Origin of the sequence: Agromyces lapidis (assembly GCF_009749405.1) — a bacterium.
In the GTDB taxonomy this organism is placed as follows: domain Bacteria; phylum Actinomycetota; class Actinomycetes; order Actinomycetales; family Microbacteriaceae; genus Agromyces; species Agromyces lapidis.
In genome coordinates, this window is the sequence record NZ_WBIQ01000005.1 from 204,100 (window position 1) to 221,791 (window position 17,692).

General features: G+C 71.6%; 18 protein-coding genes. 11 read left to right on the forward strand and 7 right to left on the reverse strand.

The window, feature by feature from the left end:
• The first annotated feature begins 151 nt into the window (after positions 1–151).
• Entirely contained in the window at positions 152–898 is a 747-nt protein-coding gene (locus GQQ93_RS07890) for a sirohydrochlorin chelatase (RefSeq protein ID WP_157423693.1), read from the forward strand.
• Positions 899–910: 12 nt separating this feature from the next.
• On the opposite strand, the gene GQQ93_RS07895 is transcribed toward GQQ93_RS07890, so the two are convergent.
• From GQQ93_RS07895 to GQQ93_RS07925, 7 genes are all read right to left on the reverse strand, one after another.
• Positions 911–1,480 (reverse strand): hypothetical protein, encoded by a 570-nt coding sequence (locus tag GQQ93_RS07895; protein ID WP_157423694.1) that lies wholly within the window; start codon positions 1,478–1,480, stop codon positions 911–913.
• The gene (locus GQQ93_RS07900) at positions 1,464–2,270 is read right to left on the reverse strand and encodes a prolipoprotein diacylglyceryl transferase (RefSeq protein ID WP_157423695.1); all 807 of its coding nucleotides are present in this window, start codon (positions 2,268–2,270) and stop codon (positions 1,464–1,466) included. Before GQQ93_RS07900 ends, GQQ93_RS07895 begins: the two co-directional genes overlap by 17 nt.
• Positions 2,271–2,274: 4 nt before the next feature.
• Positions 2,275–2,619 (reverse strand): hypothetical protein, encoded by a 345-nt coding sequence (locus GQQ93_RS07905; protein ID WP_212277282.1) that lies wholly within the window; start codon positions 2,617–2,619, stop codon positions 2,275–2,277.
• Positions 2,620–2,665: 46 nt separating this feature from the next.
• Positions 2,666–4,315, reverse strand: a complete 1,650-nt coding sequence (locus tag GQQ93_RS07910; protein ID WP_246192183.1) for a radical SAM protein — start codon at positions 4,313–4,315, stop codon at positions 2,666–2,668.
• An 89-nt stretch (positions 4,316–4,404) separates the two neighbouring features.
• Positions 4,405–4,794 (reverse strand): hypothetical protein, encoded by a 390-nt coding sequence (locus GQQ93_RS07915; RefSeq protein WP_157423696.1) that lies wholly within the window; start codon positions 4,792–4,794, stop codon positions 4,405–4,407.
• A gap of 101 nt (positions 4,795–4,895) precedes the next feature.
• On the reverse strand, positions 4,896–6,707 hold the full coding sequence (locus GQQ93_RS07920) for an alpha/beta hydrolase (RefSeq protein WP_157423697.1): 1,812 nt from the start codon (positions 6,705–6,707) through the stop codon (positions 4,896–4,898).
• Positions 6,707–6,982: a hypothetical protein gene (locus GQQ93_RS07925; RefSeq protein WP_157423698.1), complete on the reverse strand. Its 276-nt coding sequence runs from the start codon at positions 6,980–6,982 to the stop codon at positions 6,707–6,709. Before GQQ93_RS07925 ends, GQQ93_RS07920 begins: the two co-directional genes overlap by 1 nt.
• Positions 6,983–7,249: 267 nt before the next feature.
• Here GQQ93_RS07925 and GQQ93_RS07930 point away from each other — a divergent pair, with 267 nt between their 5' ends.
• The 10 genes from GQQ93_RS07930 to fdxA all read left to right on the forward strand — a co-directional run bounded on the left by GQQ93_RS07930 (position 7,250) and on the right by fdxA (position 17,667).
• Positions 7,250–8,995, forward strand: a complete 1,746-nt coding sequence (locus tag GQQ93_RS07930) for a nitrite/sulfite reductase (RefSeq protein WP_157423915.1) — start codon at positions 7,250–7,252, stop codon at positions 8,993–8,995.
• A complete protein-coding gene (locus GQQ93_RS07935) occupies positions 8,992–9,813 on the forward strand; it encodes a phosphoadenylyl-sulfate reductase (RefSeq protein WP_157423699.1) in 822 nt (273 codons plus the stop codon). Before GQQ93_RS07930 ends, GQQ93_RS07935 begins: the two co-directional genes overlap by 4 nt.
• Complete coding sequence (gene cysD, locus GQQ93_RS07940) at positions 9,810–10,799, forward strand: sulfate adenylyltransferase subunit CysD (RefSeq protein WP_246192185.1); 990 nt, start codon at positions 9,810–9,812, stop codon at positions 10,797–10,799. The genes GQQ93_RS07935 and cysD overlap by 4 nt, the downstream gene beginning before the upstream one ends.
• Positions 10,799–12,208: a sulfate adenylyltransferase subunit 1 gene (locus GQQ93_RS07945; RefSeq protein ID WP_157423700.1), complete on the forward strand. Its 1,410-nt coding sequence runs from the start codon at positions 10,799–10,801 to the stop codon at positions 12,206–12,208. Before cysD ends, GQQ93_RS07945 begins: the two co-directional genes overlap by 1 nt.
• A gap of 30 nt (positions 12,209–12,238) precedes the next feature.
• Positions 12,239–13,330, forward strand: a complete 1,092-nt coding sequence (locus GQQ93_RS07950; RefSeq protein ID WP_246192187.1) for an ABC transporter substrate-binding protein — start codon at positions 12,239–12,241, stop codon at positions 13,328–13,330.
• A gap of 4 nt (positions 13,331–13,334) precedes the next feature.
• Positions 13,335–14,078, forward strand: a complete 744-nt coding sequence (locus GQQ93_RS07955; protein WP_157423701.1) for an ABC transporter ATP-binding protein — start codon at positions 13,335–13,337, stop codon at positions 14,076–14,078.
• Between the two features lie 148 nt (positions 14,079–14,226).
• A complete protein-coding gene (locus GQQ93_RS07960) occupies positions 14,227–15,132 on the forward strand; it encodes an ABC transporter permease (RefSeq protein WP_157423702.1) in 906 nt (301 codons plus the stop codon).
• On the forward strand, positions 15,129–15,899 hold the full coding sequence (gene cobA, locus GQQ93_RS07965; RefSeq protein WP_157423703.1) for a uroporphyrinogen-III C-methyltransferase: 771 nt from the start codon (positions 15,129–15,131) through the stop codon (positions 15,897–15,899). The genes GQQ93_RS07960 and cobA overlap by 4 nt, the downstream gene beginning before the upstream one ends.
• A complete protein-coding gene (locus GQQ93_RS07970; protein ID WP_157423704.1) occupies positions 15,896–17,329 on the forward strand; it encodes an FAD-dependent oxidoreductase in 1,434 nt (477 codons plus the stop codon). The genes cobA and GQQ93_RS07970 overlap by 4 nt, the downstream gene beginning before the upstream one ends.
• A complete protein-coding gene (fdxA, locus tag GQQ93_RS07975) occupies positions 17,326–17,667 on the forward strand; it encodes a ferredoxin (protein ID WP_157423705.1) in 342 nt (113 codons plus the stop codon). The genes GQQ93_RS07970 and fdxA overlap by 4 nt, the downstream gene beginning before the upstream one ends.
• Positions 17,668–17,692 lie beyond the last annotated feature (25 nt).

The window sequence follows — 17,692 nt, forward strand, 5'->3', positions numbered from 1 at the left end:
GACGCCCCGGCAGTCGGCACGGGGAACGCCACGCCCAGGGCGAGGTGCACGAGCACCGCGATCGAAGCGCGCGGCCGAGCCGCGGCCTGGCCGCGGGTCGCACGGCGACATGCGGCGCGACTTCGGAGGCACGGTTTGCGACGATGGTGCGATGACGACGCTCGTTCCCGCCCTGGTCGGCATCTCGCACGGCACCTCCTCGCCCGAAGGGCGACTGGCGGTGCGCGGGCTGCACGAGGCGGTGACCACGGCGCTCGCGACGAGGCATCCGGATGCGACGCCGAACGCACGCCTCGGGCACGTCGACGTCGAACAGCCCGACGTGCCCGCATCGCTCGGGTCGCTCCCGCCCGGCGAGCCCGGGGTCGTGGTGCCGCTGCTGCTCTCGGCCGGGTACCACGTGCACGTCGACCTCACCGAGGCCGTCGAGGCCACCGGCGACCGGCAGGTCGTGCTCGCGGGCGCCCTGGGACCCGACGATCGTCTGGCGACGGTGCTCGCGCGCCGGCTCGCCGAGGCGGGCACGCGCGCCGACGACACCGTCGTGCTCTCGGTCGCCGGATCGAGCGACGCACGTGCGGTGCGCGACTGCCACGACATGCGCGATCGCCTCGCCGCGGCGACGGGGCGCGAGATCCGGATCGGGTTCCTCTCGGCGGCCGAGCCTCTGCTTCCCGACGCGATCGCGCAGGCGAGAGCGGATGCCCCGGGCTCGCGCGTCGTCGTCGCGAGCTACCTGCTCGCGCCCGGCTACTTCCAGGATCTCGCCGAGGCGGCCGGCGCCGACCTCGTCACCGAGCCGCTGCTCGTGCCCGATGCCGCGGCGCCGGCCGAGCTCGTCGAGATCGTGCTCGACCGGTACGACGCCGCGGTCGAGCATGCGATCGCGGCGGGCTGACGGGAACGCCGGTCACACGCCGAGCATGCCGATGCAGGGTCCGAGCACCACGATCCAGGCCGCCGCGGCCACGATGAGCATGCCGATCGCGACGCCACGCGTCTTCGGGAAGAAGAGCATGACGATCGCGGCGAGCGCGACGAGCACGAACGGCCAGACGAGGCCGAGCACGTTCGGGCCGGTCGTCGACATCGCGAACACGGTCGCGAGCATGAGCACGAACGCGACCACGTGCGCGCCGCAGCCGATGCCGACCCCGATGCCGATGCCGGCGCCGGTGCTGAGCCCCGGCTTCGCCGCCCCGGCGTCCGGCGCACCCGGCGTTCCCGGCGCGCCGTAGGCGGGAGGCGCTCCCGGTGCGCCGTAGGCCGGCGGCCCTTGCGGCGCGGCCGGCACCGCGGGCGGGCCGTACACCGGCGGCACCGGCGGGGGCGGCGGCACGTCGGGAGGCGGGGTCGCAGCGGGCGGCGCCGGCGGGGTCGCAGCGGGCGGCGCCGGCGGGGTCGGCTCGGTCGGCGGCTGCGACGTCGGCTGCTCGGGCTCCCCCTCGGGCGCGTCGGGCTGATCAGGTTCTGGCACCATCGACGTTCATCCTCTCCGGTTGTGCGGCGAGCCGGCCGCGCGACGCCTTCCAGGCGAGGCGGGCGACGAGCAGCGGGATCGTGACCAACAGGAACATCTGCGGGCGGGTCAGGCCCATCCACGCGACCTCGTTGCCGCGCACGAACTCCACGAAGAACCGGAAGATCGCGTACGCGGCGATGTAGATCGTGAGCGTCTCGCCTGCGGCGATCGGCCGATGTCGCAACCAGAACCACAGGGCGATGAACGCGGCCGCCTGGAAGACGATCTCGTAGACGAAGCTCGGATGCAGCGGCACCCCGGCCGGGCCGCCGACCCGCGCGGCCGCCGCCTCGTCGAGCACGATGCCCCAGCCGGCACCGGTCGGGGTTCCGGGCAGCTCGGTGAAGAGGCATCCGAACCGGCCGATCGCCATGGCGAGCGCGACCGCCGGGGCGAACAGGTCGCCCGTGCGCAGCGGATACTTCACGATGCGCTTCGCGACGTGCACGCCGAGCCACGCGCCGACGAGGGCGCTCAGCACCGAGGCGTTGCCGCGCGTGAGCTGGGTCACGAGGTCGAGGTTCTGCGAGGGATCGAGGTGCTGCGCCCAGGTGCCGAGCCGAGAGAAGATCGCCGCCCCGGCGAGCGCGCCGAGCACGAGCGCCGCGACGCGGGCGTCGGTCTGGCCGCGGCGGCGCGACTCGACGACGAAGACGAGACCGGCGGCGAGCATCGCGAACCCGACGAACGCCGAGTGCGTGTCGATCGGCGGGCCCCAGCCGAGGAGATCCTGCAACGTCGGATACACGGCATCAGCTCCAGACGCCGGCCCAGAGCATCACCCAGAACGGCACGGCGACGAGCGCGAGCACCTCGAGCACGATGAGGTAGGCGAGCACGTTGCGGGTGTCGCCGAGCTTGCACTTCGAGCGCAGCAGGCCCGCCCTGCGGGCCTTCGCATACCCGGCGATCGCGATGCCCGCGAAGACGGCGAGCGCGATCGGGCCGAAGACGCAGGTGATGAGGGCGATCGTCGCGAAGACGCACAGCCGCAGCGGGTCGTAGGGCGCGGCCGTGGGCGGCGCACCGACCGCCTCGTCGAAGCGGTTCAGGCCGGAGGCATCCCAGGTGCCGAACTCGTCGCCCGCGCTGCTCATGCGCCCGTCCCCTCGCCCGTCATGCCCTCTGCCCTCTGCCCTCGGCTCACGCCACCGTCACGGGCAGCCGGCGGCGACCGCCGGCCGCGCCGGCGCCGCCTGCCGCCCCGTCACGAGCGGCGGATGCCCCAGCCGAACCCGTCGCCGTCGAGATGCGCGTGCGCCCGAGGGGCGCCCACGCCTGCACGGCGCAGAACGGGGCGCACTGGTGCGCCGAGGTCTCGGCGTTGACGGTCGCGACGTGAACGCAGCACTGGGTGAGGCGCTCCTCGATCATCGTGTTGATGTCCATGAAGGGCTTCACGGTGATGCGCTTGACGCGTTCGCCGAGGAACCGCCGCAGCCGCTTGTGCTGGCCCGGCAGCGCCGAGGTCGCAAGCTGGGTGAGCGTGCCGATGCCGAGGTCGCAGCCGGTGCAGATGTCCTTCCACAACGACCCGATCGACGGGTGCGACAGCGACGACTGCTCGCTGAGCAGGTCGAGCAGCGACTGCTTCACGCTGTCTTTCAGGGCCTGGTTGATGTTGCTGTCGGCGATTCGGTTCGCGATGAGGTCGGGGTTGAGGTCGAGGAACTGCTTCAGGCGGTCGTGGCCGACGAGCGCGGTGAGCGAGTTCCACGTGCCCGAGTCGTCCTGCAGCAGGTAGCCGACCGAGCAGCAGTGCGGGTGGCTGCAGGGCAGTGCGGTGAGGTCGCGCCAGGTGACCTCGCCGCCGGTCTGCGCCTCGAGCCGCGCGAGCACGCCCGTGTGGGTGAGCCGGTCGTTCGGGTCGATCCCGGCCGAGCGGCCCGAGCCGAACACGGGCTGGATCGTTACGCCGCCCACGTACGGCGTCGTCATCGCCCGGCGGATCACCGCACCGATCTCGCCGTCGTTGACGCCGAGGGCGGCGGTCATGGTGAGGGTCGTGAACACGCCCGCCTCCGACAGGCGCTCGAGCGCGCGGTCCTTGAAGCGGCGGATGTCGGCACCACGGTGATAGGCGGACGCCTCGGCGCTCTCGCCGTCGAACTGCAGGTAGACCTCGACGCGCTCGCGGTGCTTCTTGAGCGTGGCGACGAGGGCGTCGTCCTGCGCGATGCGCAGGCCGTTCGAGTTGAGCAGGATGCGCACGACCGGCCGCGCGACGAGGTGGTCGAGCAGCTGCTCGAGCCACGGGTAGAGGGTCGGCTCGCCGCCCGAGAGCATGAGCACGTCGATGCGGTCGTTCTCGCGCGCGAGCTTCGCGTCGACCGAGGCGAGCACCTCGGCGAGCGGCGCGACCGCGGTCGCCGCGGGGCCCGACTCGGCGAAGCACGTCGGGCAGCGCAGGTTGCAGTGGTCGGTGAGGTCCTCGAGCAGGATGCACGTGTGCTGCGTCTGCATCTCGGGCAGTCCGTCTTCATAGGCCGACGGCACGGGCTTGAAGTTGCCGGCCAGGTCGGGCGTGTGCACCTTCGTCGGCGCCGTCCACTCCTCGAGGTAGCTCAGGATCTCGGGCGACTCGTCGTACATCGTGCTCACGAGCCCATGCGTCGGGCAGCCCCGCTCGAGCCAGACGCGGTCGTCGCGGATCGCCAGCCAACCCGACAGCCGAGCGACCTCGGCGAGCGGCCGCTCGGGGTCCTCCTCGTGGCACCGCGGGCAGAACGCGTTGACGTAGCGGTGGACGCGGTAGTCGCGCAGGGGCATCCCGGTACCAGCGGTGGTCGGCATGCGCTCACGATAGCGGGCGGTCCGCCGGCGGTCGAGAAGTGATCCGAGCGTCGGGCCGAGGAGGGGCGCTCGCGGCACGTCGCGAGTCGCTAGTACTCGCCGACGACGCAGACGCTCTCGCCGTCGAGGGCGACCTGACCCGGGATGATCGTCATCTCCATCCCTTCCACAGGACCGCCACGCCCGGTGAGCCAGATCAGCGTGTCTCCCGACTTCGAGCGATCATCGACGTCGGTGACGAGCCCCGCCGATTCCCAGTGGGCGCGCACCTTGTCGACGAGCTCCGCCGGGTCTGGGTCGGTCTCGCCGGCCCAGTACCGGGCGTCGACGAAGTTAACGCCCGCTTCGTCGTTCGAGAGGCTGCAGGGGTCCGGCTCGAGCTCGTACGCAGCGTCCCAGCCGGCCTCGTCGAGCCCCATGACCGCCCGCGTCGAGGCCATGAGATCGACGAGTGCCTGTTTGGAATGCTCTGGAGTCATCGTCTGCTCGCCATCGGTCGTTCGCTGTGCGCATCCGGCAGTCAGCGCCACGGTCAGAAGTGCGACCGAACAGGTTGCGATCGCGGCGGGAATCGTGCGGTTCATCGGGGGCCATCCTGTCCGAGGTCGGTCCATCCGTATCCGCGGCCGGGAGTGAGATATCCGCGTTCGGTCATGGTCAGCCCCGGTTTCACGTACTCGCTGATGTCCGCCTCGCGGCCGGTGGTCACGAGGGCGACGTTCCTGAGCGATTCCGTGCGATCGTCGAAATAGCCGGCCCCGTCCGTCGCGTCGTACGGCATCAGCGGGTCGTGCGCCGTGACCGGGCGCTGGTTCGCGTCGTCGGGCTCGCCGTCCACCCCGAACGCGATGAACCCGGAACCCGGGCTGATCGGGTTGGCGCGGCCGCTGAGGTCCCGTCCGATCCCGGCCCACTCGTCACCCTTCCCGGCTTCGACCAGCGGAATGACGTCTCGGGCCTGCCCGGCGTACGCGTGATCGACGTGCAGATCCTCGAGGGCGATCGCCGGATCGATGCCCGCCGACCCGAGCGAGACGAAGGCGTCGACGCCGAGATCCGTCGTCGCGAGCGCGTAGGCGGCCGTCGTGGTGCCGTAGGAGTGCGCGACGACGTAGAGGTTCACGCTTCGATCCTGCCGTGTCGCCGTGAATCCCTCGAGTTCGGCGACCAATCGGGTCGCCCCGTCGCGGGCGTAACCGCTCTGGGCGACCCCGAGGTCGAGATTCCCGACGAACGGGACCGGCGGGGTGTCGTATCCGATCCACGCGACGACGGCCCGCGGCGCGTCGCCGGCGACCGCTCGTTGCTCGGCGTAGAGATTCTGCGCACCTCGAGCCCAGGTCGGCATGTTCTCGGCGGTGGTGCTCATGCCGGGGATGCTGAAGGTGACGTCGTCGGCCGCATCGAGATCACCGACCGAGACGGCCGCGAGCGGATCGCCCTCGTCGATGAACGCGATGAGCTGTCGGGGCACTCCGGCACGTTCGCCGAGCGACTTCCGGATCGCCTCCAGCGACTCCAGACGGCGAACGTCGCCGGCGGCGTCGGCCTCGGCGATCGCCGTCGCCAGTTCGGCACGATTCGCGACGTCGCGTATCCGGTACGGCACTCCGCCGAGATTGCCGATGACGGCGGGCATCCCGCTGATCAGCGCGCGCTGCGCTCCGCGCGCCAGACCGGCCCACCAGGCGGCGACCTCGCCCGGGGGCGCCTTCAGGAGCTTGTCGGCGAGCTCGGGATGAAGCTCGAGCAGGACGGCGAGGTCGGTCGGCGACATCGTCTCGAGCTCGTCCAGCAGCCCGGTCGCCGAGGACGACGAGACTGCGAGATCGTCGATGCGCCCCACGCCCGCGACGGTGTCGCCCAGGTGGGACACGAGGGTGCTGTCCGCGCGTCGTCGCGCCTCGATGAGCTCCTGCCATTCGACCTCGAGTTCGACGAGCCCTGCCTCGGCCTCATCGATGCGCTCCTGGGCGCGGTCGCGGGCGTCGTCGGACACGCTCGAAGCTGCGCGAGCACTCACCGGCGACGTCAGCATGCCGAGCCGGTACCCGGCGGCGAAGCGCTCGCCTTCGAGCTCGTCACGACGATCCCTCAACCGCTGCTCGGTGTGCTGCAGCTCTTCGAGCGTGTCGGCGTATCCGCTCAAGTGCTCTGCATGATGCGCCATCCCGCGGGCGAGCCGTCTGAGATCGGGGCGCGGCGCCGCGACCAGGGTGAGGAACTTCTCCCGCGCCTCGCCCGTCCACCCGTCGGAGGACGCCGTGGCCGCGGCGGTGTCGAGCCGTCCGAGCGCCCCGTCGACGTCGTCGGCGGAGGCCTGCCGCGAGCGCGCCACCGCGCGAATGCGGCCGATATCGCCGGCCGAGGGATTCTCGTCGGTCCACCCCATCAGCGGGTCTCGCCGAGCACGCGATCCTGAAGCGCGAACTGCTCTGCGACCTCGACCGGACGCTCCGCCAGTTCTCGCAGCACCCCCCAGAGCACTTCGGCCAATGCGGCCTGCTCGCGGGCGGCGGCGGCGAGCGCCTCCTCGGCGGCGGTCGAGTTCAGGCCGGCATCGCCGGGCACGCGGACGTAGCTGCTGAAGGACAGCGCGTCGGTCGCATCGTAGAGCTGCGCCGAGATCGTGGAGAGCAGTTCCTTCTCGATCGAGACGTCGCTCATCTGCCCCCTCCGGCGTGCACGGAATCCGAGCGTATCCGATCTGCACGGTGCATCCCGCTGGTTCTCCACAGGGGGAAGCGGTGCGGCGGTACCCGACCGACGGATTCGGATCAAGACTGTGACGCAATGCGGCGCCGTGAGACTGCCGGTGACGCACCGTGACGGAGGCCGCCGTCACGAACGTGCCGCACGAGCATCCCTCGCCTAGCGTCGGCTCATCGGCGGGGCATCCGTCGTGATCCAGACCACCGGGAGGCAGCCGTGACGCTGAGCGAGACGACCCGCGCGCCGCGCGCCGAGCGGCCCGAGCGACCCGCGCGCCCCGAAGGCCGCCCCGCCCGCCCGGGCGCCAACCGCCCCAACGGCCAGTGGAAGGTCGACGGCACCGAGCCCCTCAACGCCAACGAGCAGTGGAAGCAGGAGGACGGCGGGCTCGCCGTGCGCGAGCGCATCGAGACGATCTACGCCGAGGGCGGGTTCGCGTCGATCGACGGCACCGACCTGCACGGCCGCTTCCGCTGGTGGGGCCTCTACACCCAGCGCAAGCCGGGCATCGACGGCGGCAAGACCGCGACGCTCGAACCGCACGAGCTCGAAGACGAGTTCTTCATGCTGCGGGTGCGCATCGACGGCGGCCAGCTCACGACCGAGCAGCTTCGCGTCATCGGCGAGATCTCGACGGAGTTCGCCCGCGACACCGCCGACCTGACCGACCGGCAGAACATCCAGCTGCACTGGATCCGCGTCGAGGACGTGCCCGAGATCTGGCGGCGGCTCGAAGGCGTCGGGCTGAGCACCACCGAGGCGTGCGGCGACGTGCCCCGCGTCATCCTCGGCTCGCCCGTCGCCGGGATCGCGGCCGACGAGCTCATCGACCCGACGCCGCAGATCTTCGAGATCCAGGAGAAGTACATCGGCGATCCCGAGCTCGCCAACCTGCCCCGCAAGTTCAAGTCGGCGATCACCGGGCACCCGAGCCAGGACATCGTGCACGAGATCAACGACGTCGCCTTCGTCGGCGTCGAGCATCCCGAACTCGGCATCGGCTACGACGTGTGGGTCGGCGGCGGCCTCTCGACGAATGCCCACCTCGCGGTGCGGCTCGGCGCCTTCGTCGCGCCCGAGCGGGTCGCCGACGTCTGGTACGGCGTCACCGCGATCTTCCGCGACTACGGCTATCGGCGGCTGCGCAACCGGGCGCGCCTGAAGTTCCTGGTCGCCGACTGGGGTGCCGAGAAGTTCCGTCAGGTGCTCGAGACCGAGTACCTGGATGCCCCGCTGCCCGACGGCCCCGCAGCGCCGAAGCCGCTCACGCAGGGCGACCACGTCGGCGTGCACCGCCAGCACGACGGGCGCTTCTACATCGGCGTGACCCCGTTCGTCGGCCGTATCTCGGGTACGACGCTCACCCGGCTCGCCGAGCTGCTCGAGCGCGTCGGCTCGGGGCGCCTGCGCACGACGCCGCACCAGAAGCTCGTGCTGCTCGACATCGAAGAACAGCACGTCGAGCAGCTCGTCGCCGAGCTCGACGCACTCGGTCTGCAGGCCCGTCCGAGTCTCTTCCGCCGCGGCACGATCGCCTGCACGGGAATCGAGTTCTGCAAGCTCGCGATCGTCGAGACGAAGCAGACCGCGACCGACGCCGTGATCGCCCTCGAGGAGCGCCTCGCGGGCATCGACCTGCCGCACCCGATCAGCCTGCACGTCAACGGCTGCCCGAACTCGTGCGCCCGCATCCAGACGGCCGACATCGGCCTCAAGGGCCAGCTGCTGCCCGACGGCGACGGCGGCCAGACGCCGGGCTTCCAGGTGCACCTCGGCGGTGGCCTCGCCTCGGCCACGCGCGAGGAGGCCGGCACCGGCCGCACCGTGCGCGGCCTCAAGGTCACCGCAGACGGCCTCGCCGACTACGTCGAGACCGTCGTTCGCCGCTTCCTCGAACAGCGGGATGCCTCGGTCGACGAGACCTTCGCCGAGTGGGCCCATCGCGCCGACGAGGAGGAGCTGCGATGAGCGCCCGCAACCTCGGAGCGTCCGCCGGTCGAGTAGGCGCGCAGCGCCGTATCGAGACCACGGACGCCGGTTTCGATACGCTCGCTGAGCTCCCTCCTCAACCGGCGAAGCGCGACGCCGCGACACTCCGCGCCCTCGCCGAGGCGGGCAACGCCGAGCTCCGGAGCCTGGCCGACGGCGAGGCATCCGCCCACGAGGTCGTCGCCTGGGTGGCGCGCAACTTCTCGGTGGATGCCGCGGCCGTCGCGTGCTCGATGGCCGACGCCGTGCTGCCGCACGTGGTGGCGCAGTCCCTGCCGGGGGTCGACGTGCTCTTCCTCGACACGGGGTACCACTTCGCGAAGACGGTCGAGACGCGCGATCGCGTCGCCGCCTCGCTCGACGTGCGCATCGTCGACGTGCTGCCCGAGCTCACCGTGGCCGAGCAGGACGCGAAGTACGGCAAGGACCTCTTCGCCCGCGACGCGGGCGCCTGCTGCGCGATGCGGAAGGTCGAGCCCCTGCAGCGATCGCTTGCCGGATACGAACTCTGGTTCACGGGCGTACGCCGCGACGAGGCCCCCACCCGCACGACGACGCCGCTCGTCGCGTGGGACGAGCGCAACGGCCTCGTGAAGGTCAACCCGCTCGCGGCCTGGAGCTTCGACGACCTCATCGACTACGCCGGCGCGTTCGGGGTGACGGTGAATCCGCTGCTGACCGAGGGCTACCCCTCGGTCGGCTGCGAGCCGTGCACGAAGCCCGTCGCCGCGGGCGATGACCCCCGATCCGGCCGCTGGTCGGGCCTCGACAAGACGGAATGCGGGTTGCACCTATGACCGAGACGACGACCGATGTCGGTCGAGTAGCGCAGCGTATCGAGACCACGTCGACAGGTGTCGATACGGTCGCTGCGCTCCCTACTCGACCGACTCAGCTCGACACGCTCGAGCTGCTCGAAGCCGAGGCGATCCACATCATCCGCGAGGTGGTCGCCGAGTTCGAGCGCCCCGTGCTGCTCTTCTCGGGCGGCAAGGACTCGGTCGTCGTGCTGCACCTCGCGGCTAAGGCGTTCTGGCCGGGCCGGGTGCCGTTCCCCGTGCTGCATGTCGACACGGGCCACAACTTCCCCGAGGTGCTCGCCTTCCGCGACGCCACGGTCGAGCGGCTCGGGCTCCGGCTCGAAGTGGCACGCGTGCAGGACTACCTCGACGACGGCCGCCTGCAGGAGCGTGCCGACGGCACCCGCAACCCGCTGCAGACGCAGCCGCTGCTCGACGCGATCGCGGCGGGCCGGCACGACGCCGTCTTCGGCGGCGCACGCCGCGACGAGGACAAGGCGCGCGCCAAGGAGCGCATCATCTCGCTGCGCGACGAGTTCGGCCAGTGGGACCCGCGCAACCAGCGCCCCGAGCTCTGGAACCTCTACAACGGCCGGCACACGCCCGGCCAGCACGTGCGCGCGTTCCCGATCTCGAACTGGACCGAGCTCGACGTGTGGAGCTACATCGAGCGCGAGGGCATCGAGCTGCCGCCGCTCTACTACGCGCACGAGCGCGAGGTGTTCCGCCGCGACGGCATGTGGCGCGCGGTCGGCGAGGTCTCGCAGCCCCGCCCCGACGAGCTGGTCGAGCGACGCCTGGTCAGGTATCGCACGGTCGGCGACATGAGCTGCACCGGCGCGGTCGAATCGGATGCCACGGACGTGACGGCCGTCGTGCGCGAGGTCGCGCAGTCGACGCTGACCGAGCGCGGCGCCACCCGGGCCGACGACCGGATCTCGGAGGCCGCCATGGAGGACCGCAAGAAGGACGGGTACTTCTGATGACCGAGACCATCACCACCGTCGGTCGAGTAGCGAGCGCCGGCGAGCGTATCGAGACCACGACCACCGAGGGTTTCGATACGCGTCCTCCTGCGTCGGGCGCTATTCAACCGGCGACGCTCTTCCGCTTCGCCACCGCGGGCTCCGTCGACGACGGCAAGTCGACGCTCGTCGGGCGCCTGCTGCACGACTCGAAGGCGATCCTCGCCGACCAGCTCGAGGCCGTCGCGCGCACCTCGGCTGAGCGCGGCTTCGGCGCCGGCACGGGCTTCGACTTCGCCCTGCTCACCGACGGCCTCCGCGCCGAGCGCGAGCAGGGCATCACGATCGACGTCGCGTACCGCTACTTCTCGACGGGGGCACGCAGCTTCATCCTCGCCGACTGCCCCGGACATGTGCAGTACACGCGCAACATGGTCACGGGCGCGACGACCGCCGACGCCGTCGTCGTGCTCATCGACGCCCGAAAGGGCGTGCTCGAGCAGACCCGCAGGCACCTCTCGGTCGTCGCACTGCTGCGCGTGCCGCACGTCATCGTCGCGGTCAACAAGATCGACCTGCTCGGCTACGACCGCGGCGCGTTCGAGCAGGTCGCGGCCGAGGTGCGCCGCGTCACCGGCGAACTCGGGCTCGACGGCGTGCACGTGCTGCCCGTCTCGGCGCTCGAGGGCGACAACATCGTCGAACGTTCGGCGAACACCGCCTGGTACGACGGTCCGGCCCTGCTCGAACTGCTCGAGTCGCTGCCCTCGCACGACGAGCTCGACACCGAGTACGACCCGTTCCGGCTCTCGGTGCAGCTCGTGCTGCGCCCGCAGGGCGGCTTCGCGCCCGACGTCGCCGACGACCCCGAGCGGGCCGAGGCATTCCGCGACTACCGGGCCTTCGCCGGCCGCATCGGTTCGGGGCGGGTACGGGTAGGCGACCGCGTCACGGTGTTCCCCTCGGGCATCGAGACCACGGTCACGGGCATCGACCAGGCCGGGGCATCCCTCGACGAGGCCGTCGCACCGCAGTCGGTCGCGCTGCGCCTCGCCGACGAGATCGACGCCGCCCGCGGCGCGGTCATCGCGGCGGCGGGCACCCTGCCCGAGGCCAGGCGGGAGTTCGAGGCCGAGCTGTTCCAGCTCGACCCGCGGCCCCTCGCCCCCGGCACCCGCGTGCTCGTGAAGCACGGCACCACGACGGTGCAGGGTCTCGTGGCCTCCATCGACGCCAAGCGCGACCTCGACACGCTCGAGCACGTGCCCGCTACCTCGCTCGAGGTGAACGACATCGGCCGGGCGACGATCCGCGTCGCCGCCGACCTCCCCCTCGAGCCCTACGGCGAGAACCGGCACGCCGGGTCCTTCCTCGTCATCCATCCGTCCGACGGCCGCACCCTGGCCGCCGGCATCACCGAACAGTAGGCACCAACGATCCGTAAGGAGGCGACAACCGTGAACAGCACCATCCGCACCACCCGCAAGACCCTGACGATCACCGCTCTTGGAGTGGCGGCGATGATGCTGGCCGGTTGCTCCGCCGCCGCGGGCGCTGCACCGAACGACGGCGCCGCGACGTCGACCTCGCCCGCCGCCGAACTGCGTCTCGGCTACTTCGCGAACGTCACCCATGCTCCGGCGATCGTCGGCCTCGAAGAGGGGCTCCTCGAAGACGCCCTCGGCGACACCGAACTCACCACCTCGGTGTTCAACGCCGGCCCCGCCGCGATCGAGGCGCTCTCGGCCGGCGCGATCGATGCGACCTACATCGGTCCGAACCCGTCGATCAACACCTTCATCCAGTCGGGCGGGCAGTCGGCGCACATCGTCGCGGGCGCCGCGACGGGCGGTGCCGCGCTCGTCGTGCGCGACGGCATCGACTCGGTCGACGACCTCGCGGGGGCGACCCTCGCGACGCCGCAGCTCGGCAACACGCAAGACGTGGCGCTGCGCTCCTGGCTCGCCGACGAGGGCTTCGAGACCGACACGCAGGGCGGCGGCGACGTGCACATCACGCCGACCGAGAATGCGCAGACGCTGACCCTGTTCCAGCAGGGCGAGCTCGACGGCGCATGGCTGCCCGAGCCCTGGGTGTCGCGGCTCATCGTCGACGCGGGCGCGCACGTGCTCGTCGACGAGGCCGAGCTGTGGCGCGAAGGGGCCTTCCCGACGACGGTGCTGCTCGTGCGGGCCGAGTTCCTCGCCGAGCACCCCGAGACGGTGCGGGCGCTGCTCGAGGGGCACGAGGCATCCGTCGCGTGGCTCGCCGACAACGCCGACGAGGCCGCCGGCGTGATCAACGCGGGCATCGAGGCCGAGACGGGCAAGCCGCTCGCCGACGCGGTCATCGACCGCGCACTCGAGCACGTCGTCTTCTCGGTCGACCCGCACGCCGAGACCTTCGCCGACCTCGTCGCGAACGGCCTCGAGGCGGGCACCCAGAAGGACGGCTCGATCGACGGGCTGTTCGACCTCCGCATCCTGAACGAGCTGCGCGAGGAGGCCGGCGAGGAGCCCGTCTCCGCGGGCGGCCTCGGCGAGGAGTAGTCGCATGAGCGGGCAGACGGCCATCCGCATCGAGCACCTCGGCAAGCGCTTCGGCGCAGGCCCGGTCGTGCTCGACGACGTGAACCTCGACGTCGCGGCGGGCGAGTTCGTCTGCCTGCTCGGCGCCTCGGGCTGCGGCAAGTCGACACTGCTGAACCTCATCGCCGGACTCGACCGGCCGACGACGGGCACCATCACGACACCTCACGAGGGCGCCGCGGTCATGTTCCAGGAGTCGGCGCTCATGCCGTGGCTCACCGCGGCGCAGAACGTCGAGCTCGCGCTGCGCCTGCGCGGGGTCGCGCGCGCCGAGCGCAGGGCGCAGGCGCTCGAGCTGCTCGCGACCGTCAACCTCGCGGATGCCTCGGCGAAACGCCCCCACGAACTCTCGGGCGGCATGCGCCAGCGCGTCGCCCTCGCCCGGGCGCTCGCGCAGGACCGCCCCGTGCTGCTGATGGACGAGCCCTTCGCGGCGCTCGACGCGATCACCCGTGACCTGCTGCACGAGGAGCTCGAGCGGGTGTGGCGCCTGACCGGCCGCACCATCGTCTTCGTCACGCACAACGTGCGCGAGGCGGCACGGCTCGGCCAGCGCATCCTCCTGCTGTCGAGCCGCCCCGGCCGGGTCGCCGGCGAGTGGCGCATCGACGCCGGCGAGGGCCGGCGTATCGAGTCGCCCGAAGTGGCGGCGCTCTCACTCGAGATCACCGCCGAGCTGCGGAAGGAGATCCGCCGAAATGCCGCATGACACCGAAACCGTCGAGACCGCAGGTGGCCTCGATACGGTCGCTCCGCTCCCTACTCGATCGACCGGATCCGTCGAGACCGCAGGTCGAGTAGCGGAGCGTATCGAGACCCCCGCCAGGGTGAGTCCCCCTGACCTCCCCGCCGGTTCCATGCCCTTCCCCGAGCTCCTCGAGCCGGCCGCGGCGCCCGAGCCCGAGGACCTGCAGTCCCTCACCGCGGGACTCGACCGCCTGCAGACCGACGCCGACGAACGCCCCGGCCCCTGGAAGGTCTTCACGCGCAGCGTGCTGCCGCCCATTCTCTTCGTCGTCGTGCTCGTCGTCGCGTGGCAGCTCTACGTCGTGATCGCCCAGCCGCGCCCCGACATCGTTCCGGGCCCGCTCGACGTCGCCGCGGCGCTCGGCCAGGCCTGGGAGTCGGGCCGCCTGCAGCTCGCCGTCGCGACGAGCCTCGAACGCGGCGTCTTCGGATTCGTCATCGCCGTCGTCGTCGGCACGCCGCTCGGCCTGCTGCTCGCCGAGGTGAAGCCGCTGCGCCGCGCCGTCGGCCCGATCATCTCGGGGCTGCAGGTGCTGCCCTCGGTCGCCTGGGTGCCCGCCGCCATCATCTGGTTCGGGCTCAGTGACGCGACCGTCTACTTCGTGGTCCTGATGGGCGCCGTGCCGTCGATCGTGAACGGCCTGATCTCGGGCGTCGAGCAGGTGCCGCCGCAACTGCGGCGGGTGGGCACGGTGCTCGGTGCAGGACCGGGACGCCTCGCGACCCTCGTCGTGCTCCCCGCCGCACTCCCCGGTTACGTGGCCGGGCTCAAGCAGGGCTGGGCGTTCTCGTGGCGCTCGCTGATGGCGGCCGAGATCATCGCCGTGGGCGGCACGATCGGCTTCGGGCTCGGCTCGATGCTCGACCAGAGCCGCGAGCTCGCCGATCTCGCCGGAGTGCTGTCGACGATCCTCGTGATCCTCGCCATCGGCATCCTCATCGAGCTGGTGTTCTTCGCCCCGCTCGAGCGCCGGATGCTCCGCCGCCGCGGCCTGCTGCAGGGAGCATCGCGATGAGCGCCGGGCGAGTCGTGCTCGTCGGCGCCGGGCCCGGCGATGCCGGCCTCCTCACCATCCGCGGCCTGCGCGCGCTCGAGGCCGCCGACGTGATCGTCGCCGACCGGCTCGGCGCCCGCGGCGTGCTCGACGGGCTCGCCGCCGAGGGCGTCGTGCTGCGCGCCGAGGTCGTCGACGTCGGCAAGCTGCCCGGGCATCATGCCGTGCCGCAGGATGCGATCAACGCCCTGCTCGTCGCCCTCGCCCGCGACGGCAAGCAGGTCGTGCGGCTGAAGGGCGGCGACCCGTTCATCTTCGGTCGCGGCGGCGAAGAGCTCGCCTTCTGCCGCGATGCCGGCATCGCGGTCGAGGTGGTGCCCGGCATCACGAGCGCGATCTCGGTCCCCGCGATCGCGGGCATCCCGCTCACCCATCGCGGCCTCGCGACGACATTCACGGTCGTCACCGGGCACGAGCAGATCCGGTCGCTCGGCGGCGGCCGCGACCACACCGTGGTGCTGCTCATGGGCATCGGCACCCTCGCGAATTCGGCGATCACCCTCGCCCGCGGCGAGCGCGGGGGCGAATGCCCAGTCGCGATCGTCGAAGATGGATACGGCGAGCACCAGCGCGTCACCATCGGCACGCTCGACTCGATCGCGCTGCAGGCGGCACGCCGGGGCATCCGATCGCCCGCCGTCGTCGTGGTCGGCGACGTGGTGGCCCTGAGCCCCTACGCGCCCGAAGCGCTCTCCACCAGCACAACCCGAAAGGCATCGCAGCAATGACCCGTTCCCTCCGCGTCGCGATCGTGGGCGCCGGCCCCGCCGGCATCTACGCCGGCAACATCCTCCGCCGCCAGGTCGCCGAGCAGGGCGGCGAGGTCGCGATCGACCTGTTCGAGTCGCTGCCGGCGCCGTACGGCCTGATCCGCTACGGCGTCGCCCCCGATCACCCCCGCATCAAGGGCATCGTCAACTCGCTGCACGAGATGCTCGACGCGGGCGACATCCGGCTCATCGGCAACGTCGAGATCGGGCGCGACCTCGAGGTCGGCGAGCTCACCGAGCGCTACGACGCGGTGATCTTCGCGACCGGCGCGCTGCGCGACGCCCCGCTGGACATCCCCGGCATCGAGCTGCCCGGCTCGTACGGCGCGGCCGACTTCGTCGCCTGGTACGACGGTCACCCCGACGTGCCGCGCAGCTGGCCGCTCGAGGCGCAGTCGATCGCCGTGATCGGCAACGGCAACGTCGCACTCGACGTCGCACGGGTGCTCGCGAAGCACCCGAAGGACCTGCTCTCCACGGATGTCCCGGCGAACGTGGTGGCCGGCCTCGAAGCCTCGCCCGTGACCGACGTGCACGTCTTCGGCCGCCGCGGACCCGGGCACGTGAAGTTCACCCCGATCGAGCTGCGCGAGCTCGGCGAGGTGCCCGACGTCGACATCGTGGTCTACGACGCCGACTTCGAGCGCGCCGAGGGCGACGCCCACGCCGAGGCGCTGCACGCCTCGAACAACCAGGTCAAGGTCATGACCCGCACGCTCAACGGCTGGCGCACCTCACCGGGTTCGACCGGCACCGGCACCGCCTCGCGCCGGCTGCACCTGCACTTCCTGCACGCCCCCGTCGAGATCACGGGCGACGGGCGCGTCGAGGGCATGCGCTTCGAACTCACCCGCCCCGTCGGCGACGGCACGGTCGAGGGCACCGGCGAGTTCGTCGACTACCCCGTGCAGGCGGTCTACCGCGCCGTCGGCTACGCGAGCTCGCCGATCCGCGACGTGCCCTTCGACGAGAAGGCCGCCGTCATTCCCAACGAGGGCGGCCGGGTGCTGGATGCCTCGGGCTCGCCCATTCCCGGCGTCTACGCGACCGGCTGGATCAAGCGCGGCCCCGTCGGCCTCATCGGCCACACCAAGGGCGACGCGCTCGAGACGATCACGAACCTCGTCGCCGACGCGAACGAGGGCGTGCTCGCCGCTCCGGTGGTCGACGCCGTCGACGGCGAGGAGATCTTCGAGCTGCTGTCCTCGCGCGGGGTCGAGTACACGACCTGGCAGGGATGGCTCGAGCTCGACGCGCACGAGCGCGGCCTCGGCGAGTCGTTCGAGGCTCCCGAGCAGTACGCGGGCGTCGTGCGCGAGCGCGTCAAGGTCGTGCCCCGCGAAGACCAGGTGTCGATCTCGCGCGACGGCGCGCTCGCCCGCTCGTGACGTACGTCATCGCGCTGCCCTGCGTCGATGTGAAGGACCGGGCCTGCATCGACGAGTGCCCGGTCGACTGCATCTACGAGGGTGAGCGTTCGCTCTACATCCACCCCGACGAGTGCGTCGACTGCGGTGCGTGCGAGCCGGTGTGCCCGGTCGAGGCGATCTACTACGAAGACGACCTGCCCGACGAGTGGGCCGACTACTACAAGGCCAACGTCGAGTTCTTCGAGGTGACTCCCGGCGGCGTGCCGCCGCTCGGCTCGCCGGGCGGCGCGGCGAAGACGGGCGCGCTCGCGTACGACCACCCGCTCGTCGCGGCGCTCGCTCCCCAGGGCGAGTAACACTCAGTCGGTCAGGCGAGCACTC

Bases quoted from the DNA above. Each gene is read 5' to 3' on its own strand.
- GQQ93_RS07890 (WP_157423693.1), top strand. From the start codon at position 152: ATGACGACGCTCGTTCCCGCCCTGGTCGGCATCTCGCACGGCACCTCC.
- GQQ93_RS07895 (WP_157423694.1), bottom strand. From the start codon at position 1,480: ATGGTGCCAGAACCTGATCAGCCCGACGCGCCCGAGGGGGAGCCCGAG.
- GQQ93_RS07905 (WP_212277282.1), bottom strand. From the start codon at position 2,619: ATGAGCAGCGCGGGCGACGAGTTCGGCACCTGGGATGCCTCCGGCCTG.
- GQQ93_RS07910 (WP_246192183.1), bottom strand. From the start codon at position 4,315: ATGCCGACCACCGCTGGTACCGGGATGCCCCTGCGCGACTACCGCGTC.
- GQQ93_RS07915 (WP_157423696.1), bottom strand. From the start codon at position 4,794: ATGACTCCAGAGCATTCCAAACAGGCACTCGTCGATCTCATGGCCTCG.
- GQQ93_RS07920 (WP_157423697.1), bottom strand. From the start codon at position 6,707: ATGGGGTGGACCGACGAGAATCCCTCGGCCGGCGATATCGGCCGCATT.
- GQQ93_RS07925 (WP_157423698.1), bottom strand. From the start codon at position 6,982: ATGAGCGACGTCTCGATCGAGAAGGAACTGCTCTCCACGATCTCGGCG.
- GQQ93_RS07935 (WP_157423699.1), top strand. From the start codon at position 8,992: ATGAGCGCCCGCAACCTCGGAGCGTCCGCCGGTCGAGTAGGCGCGCAG.
- cysD (WP_246192185.1), top strand. From the start codon at position 9,810: ATGACCGAGACGACGACCGATGTCGGTCGAGTAGCGCAGCGTATCGAG.
- GQQ93_RS07945 (WP_157423700.1), top strand. From the start codon at position 10,799: ATGACCGAGACCATCACCACCGTCGGTCGAGTAGCGAGCGCCGGCGAG.
- GQQ93_RS07955 (WP_157423701.1), top strand. From the start codon at position 13,335: ATGAGCGGGCAGACGGCCATCCGCATCGAGCACCTCGGCAAGCGCTTC.
- GQQ93_RS07960 (WP_157423702.1), top strand. From the start codon at position 14,227: ATGCCCTTCCCCGAGCTCCTCGAGCCGGCCGCGGCGCCCGAGCCCGAG.
- cobA (WP_157423703.1), top strand. From the start codon at position 15,129: ATGAGCGCCGGGCGAGTCGTGCTCGTCGGCGCCGGGCCCGGCGATGCC.
- GQQ93_RS07970 (WP_157423704.1), top strand. From the start codon at position 15,896: ATGACCCGTTCCCTCCGCGTCGCGATCGTGGGCGCCGGCCCCGCCGGC.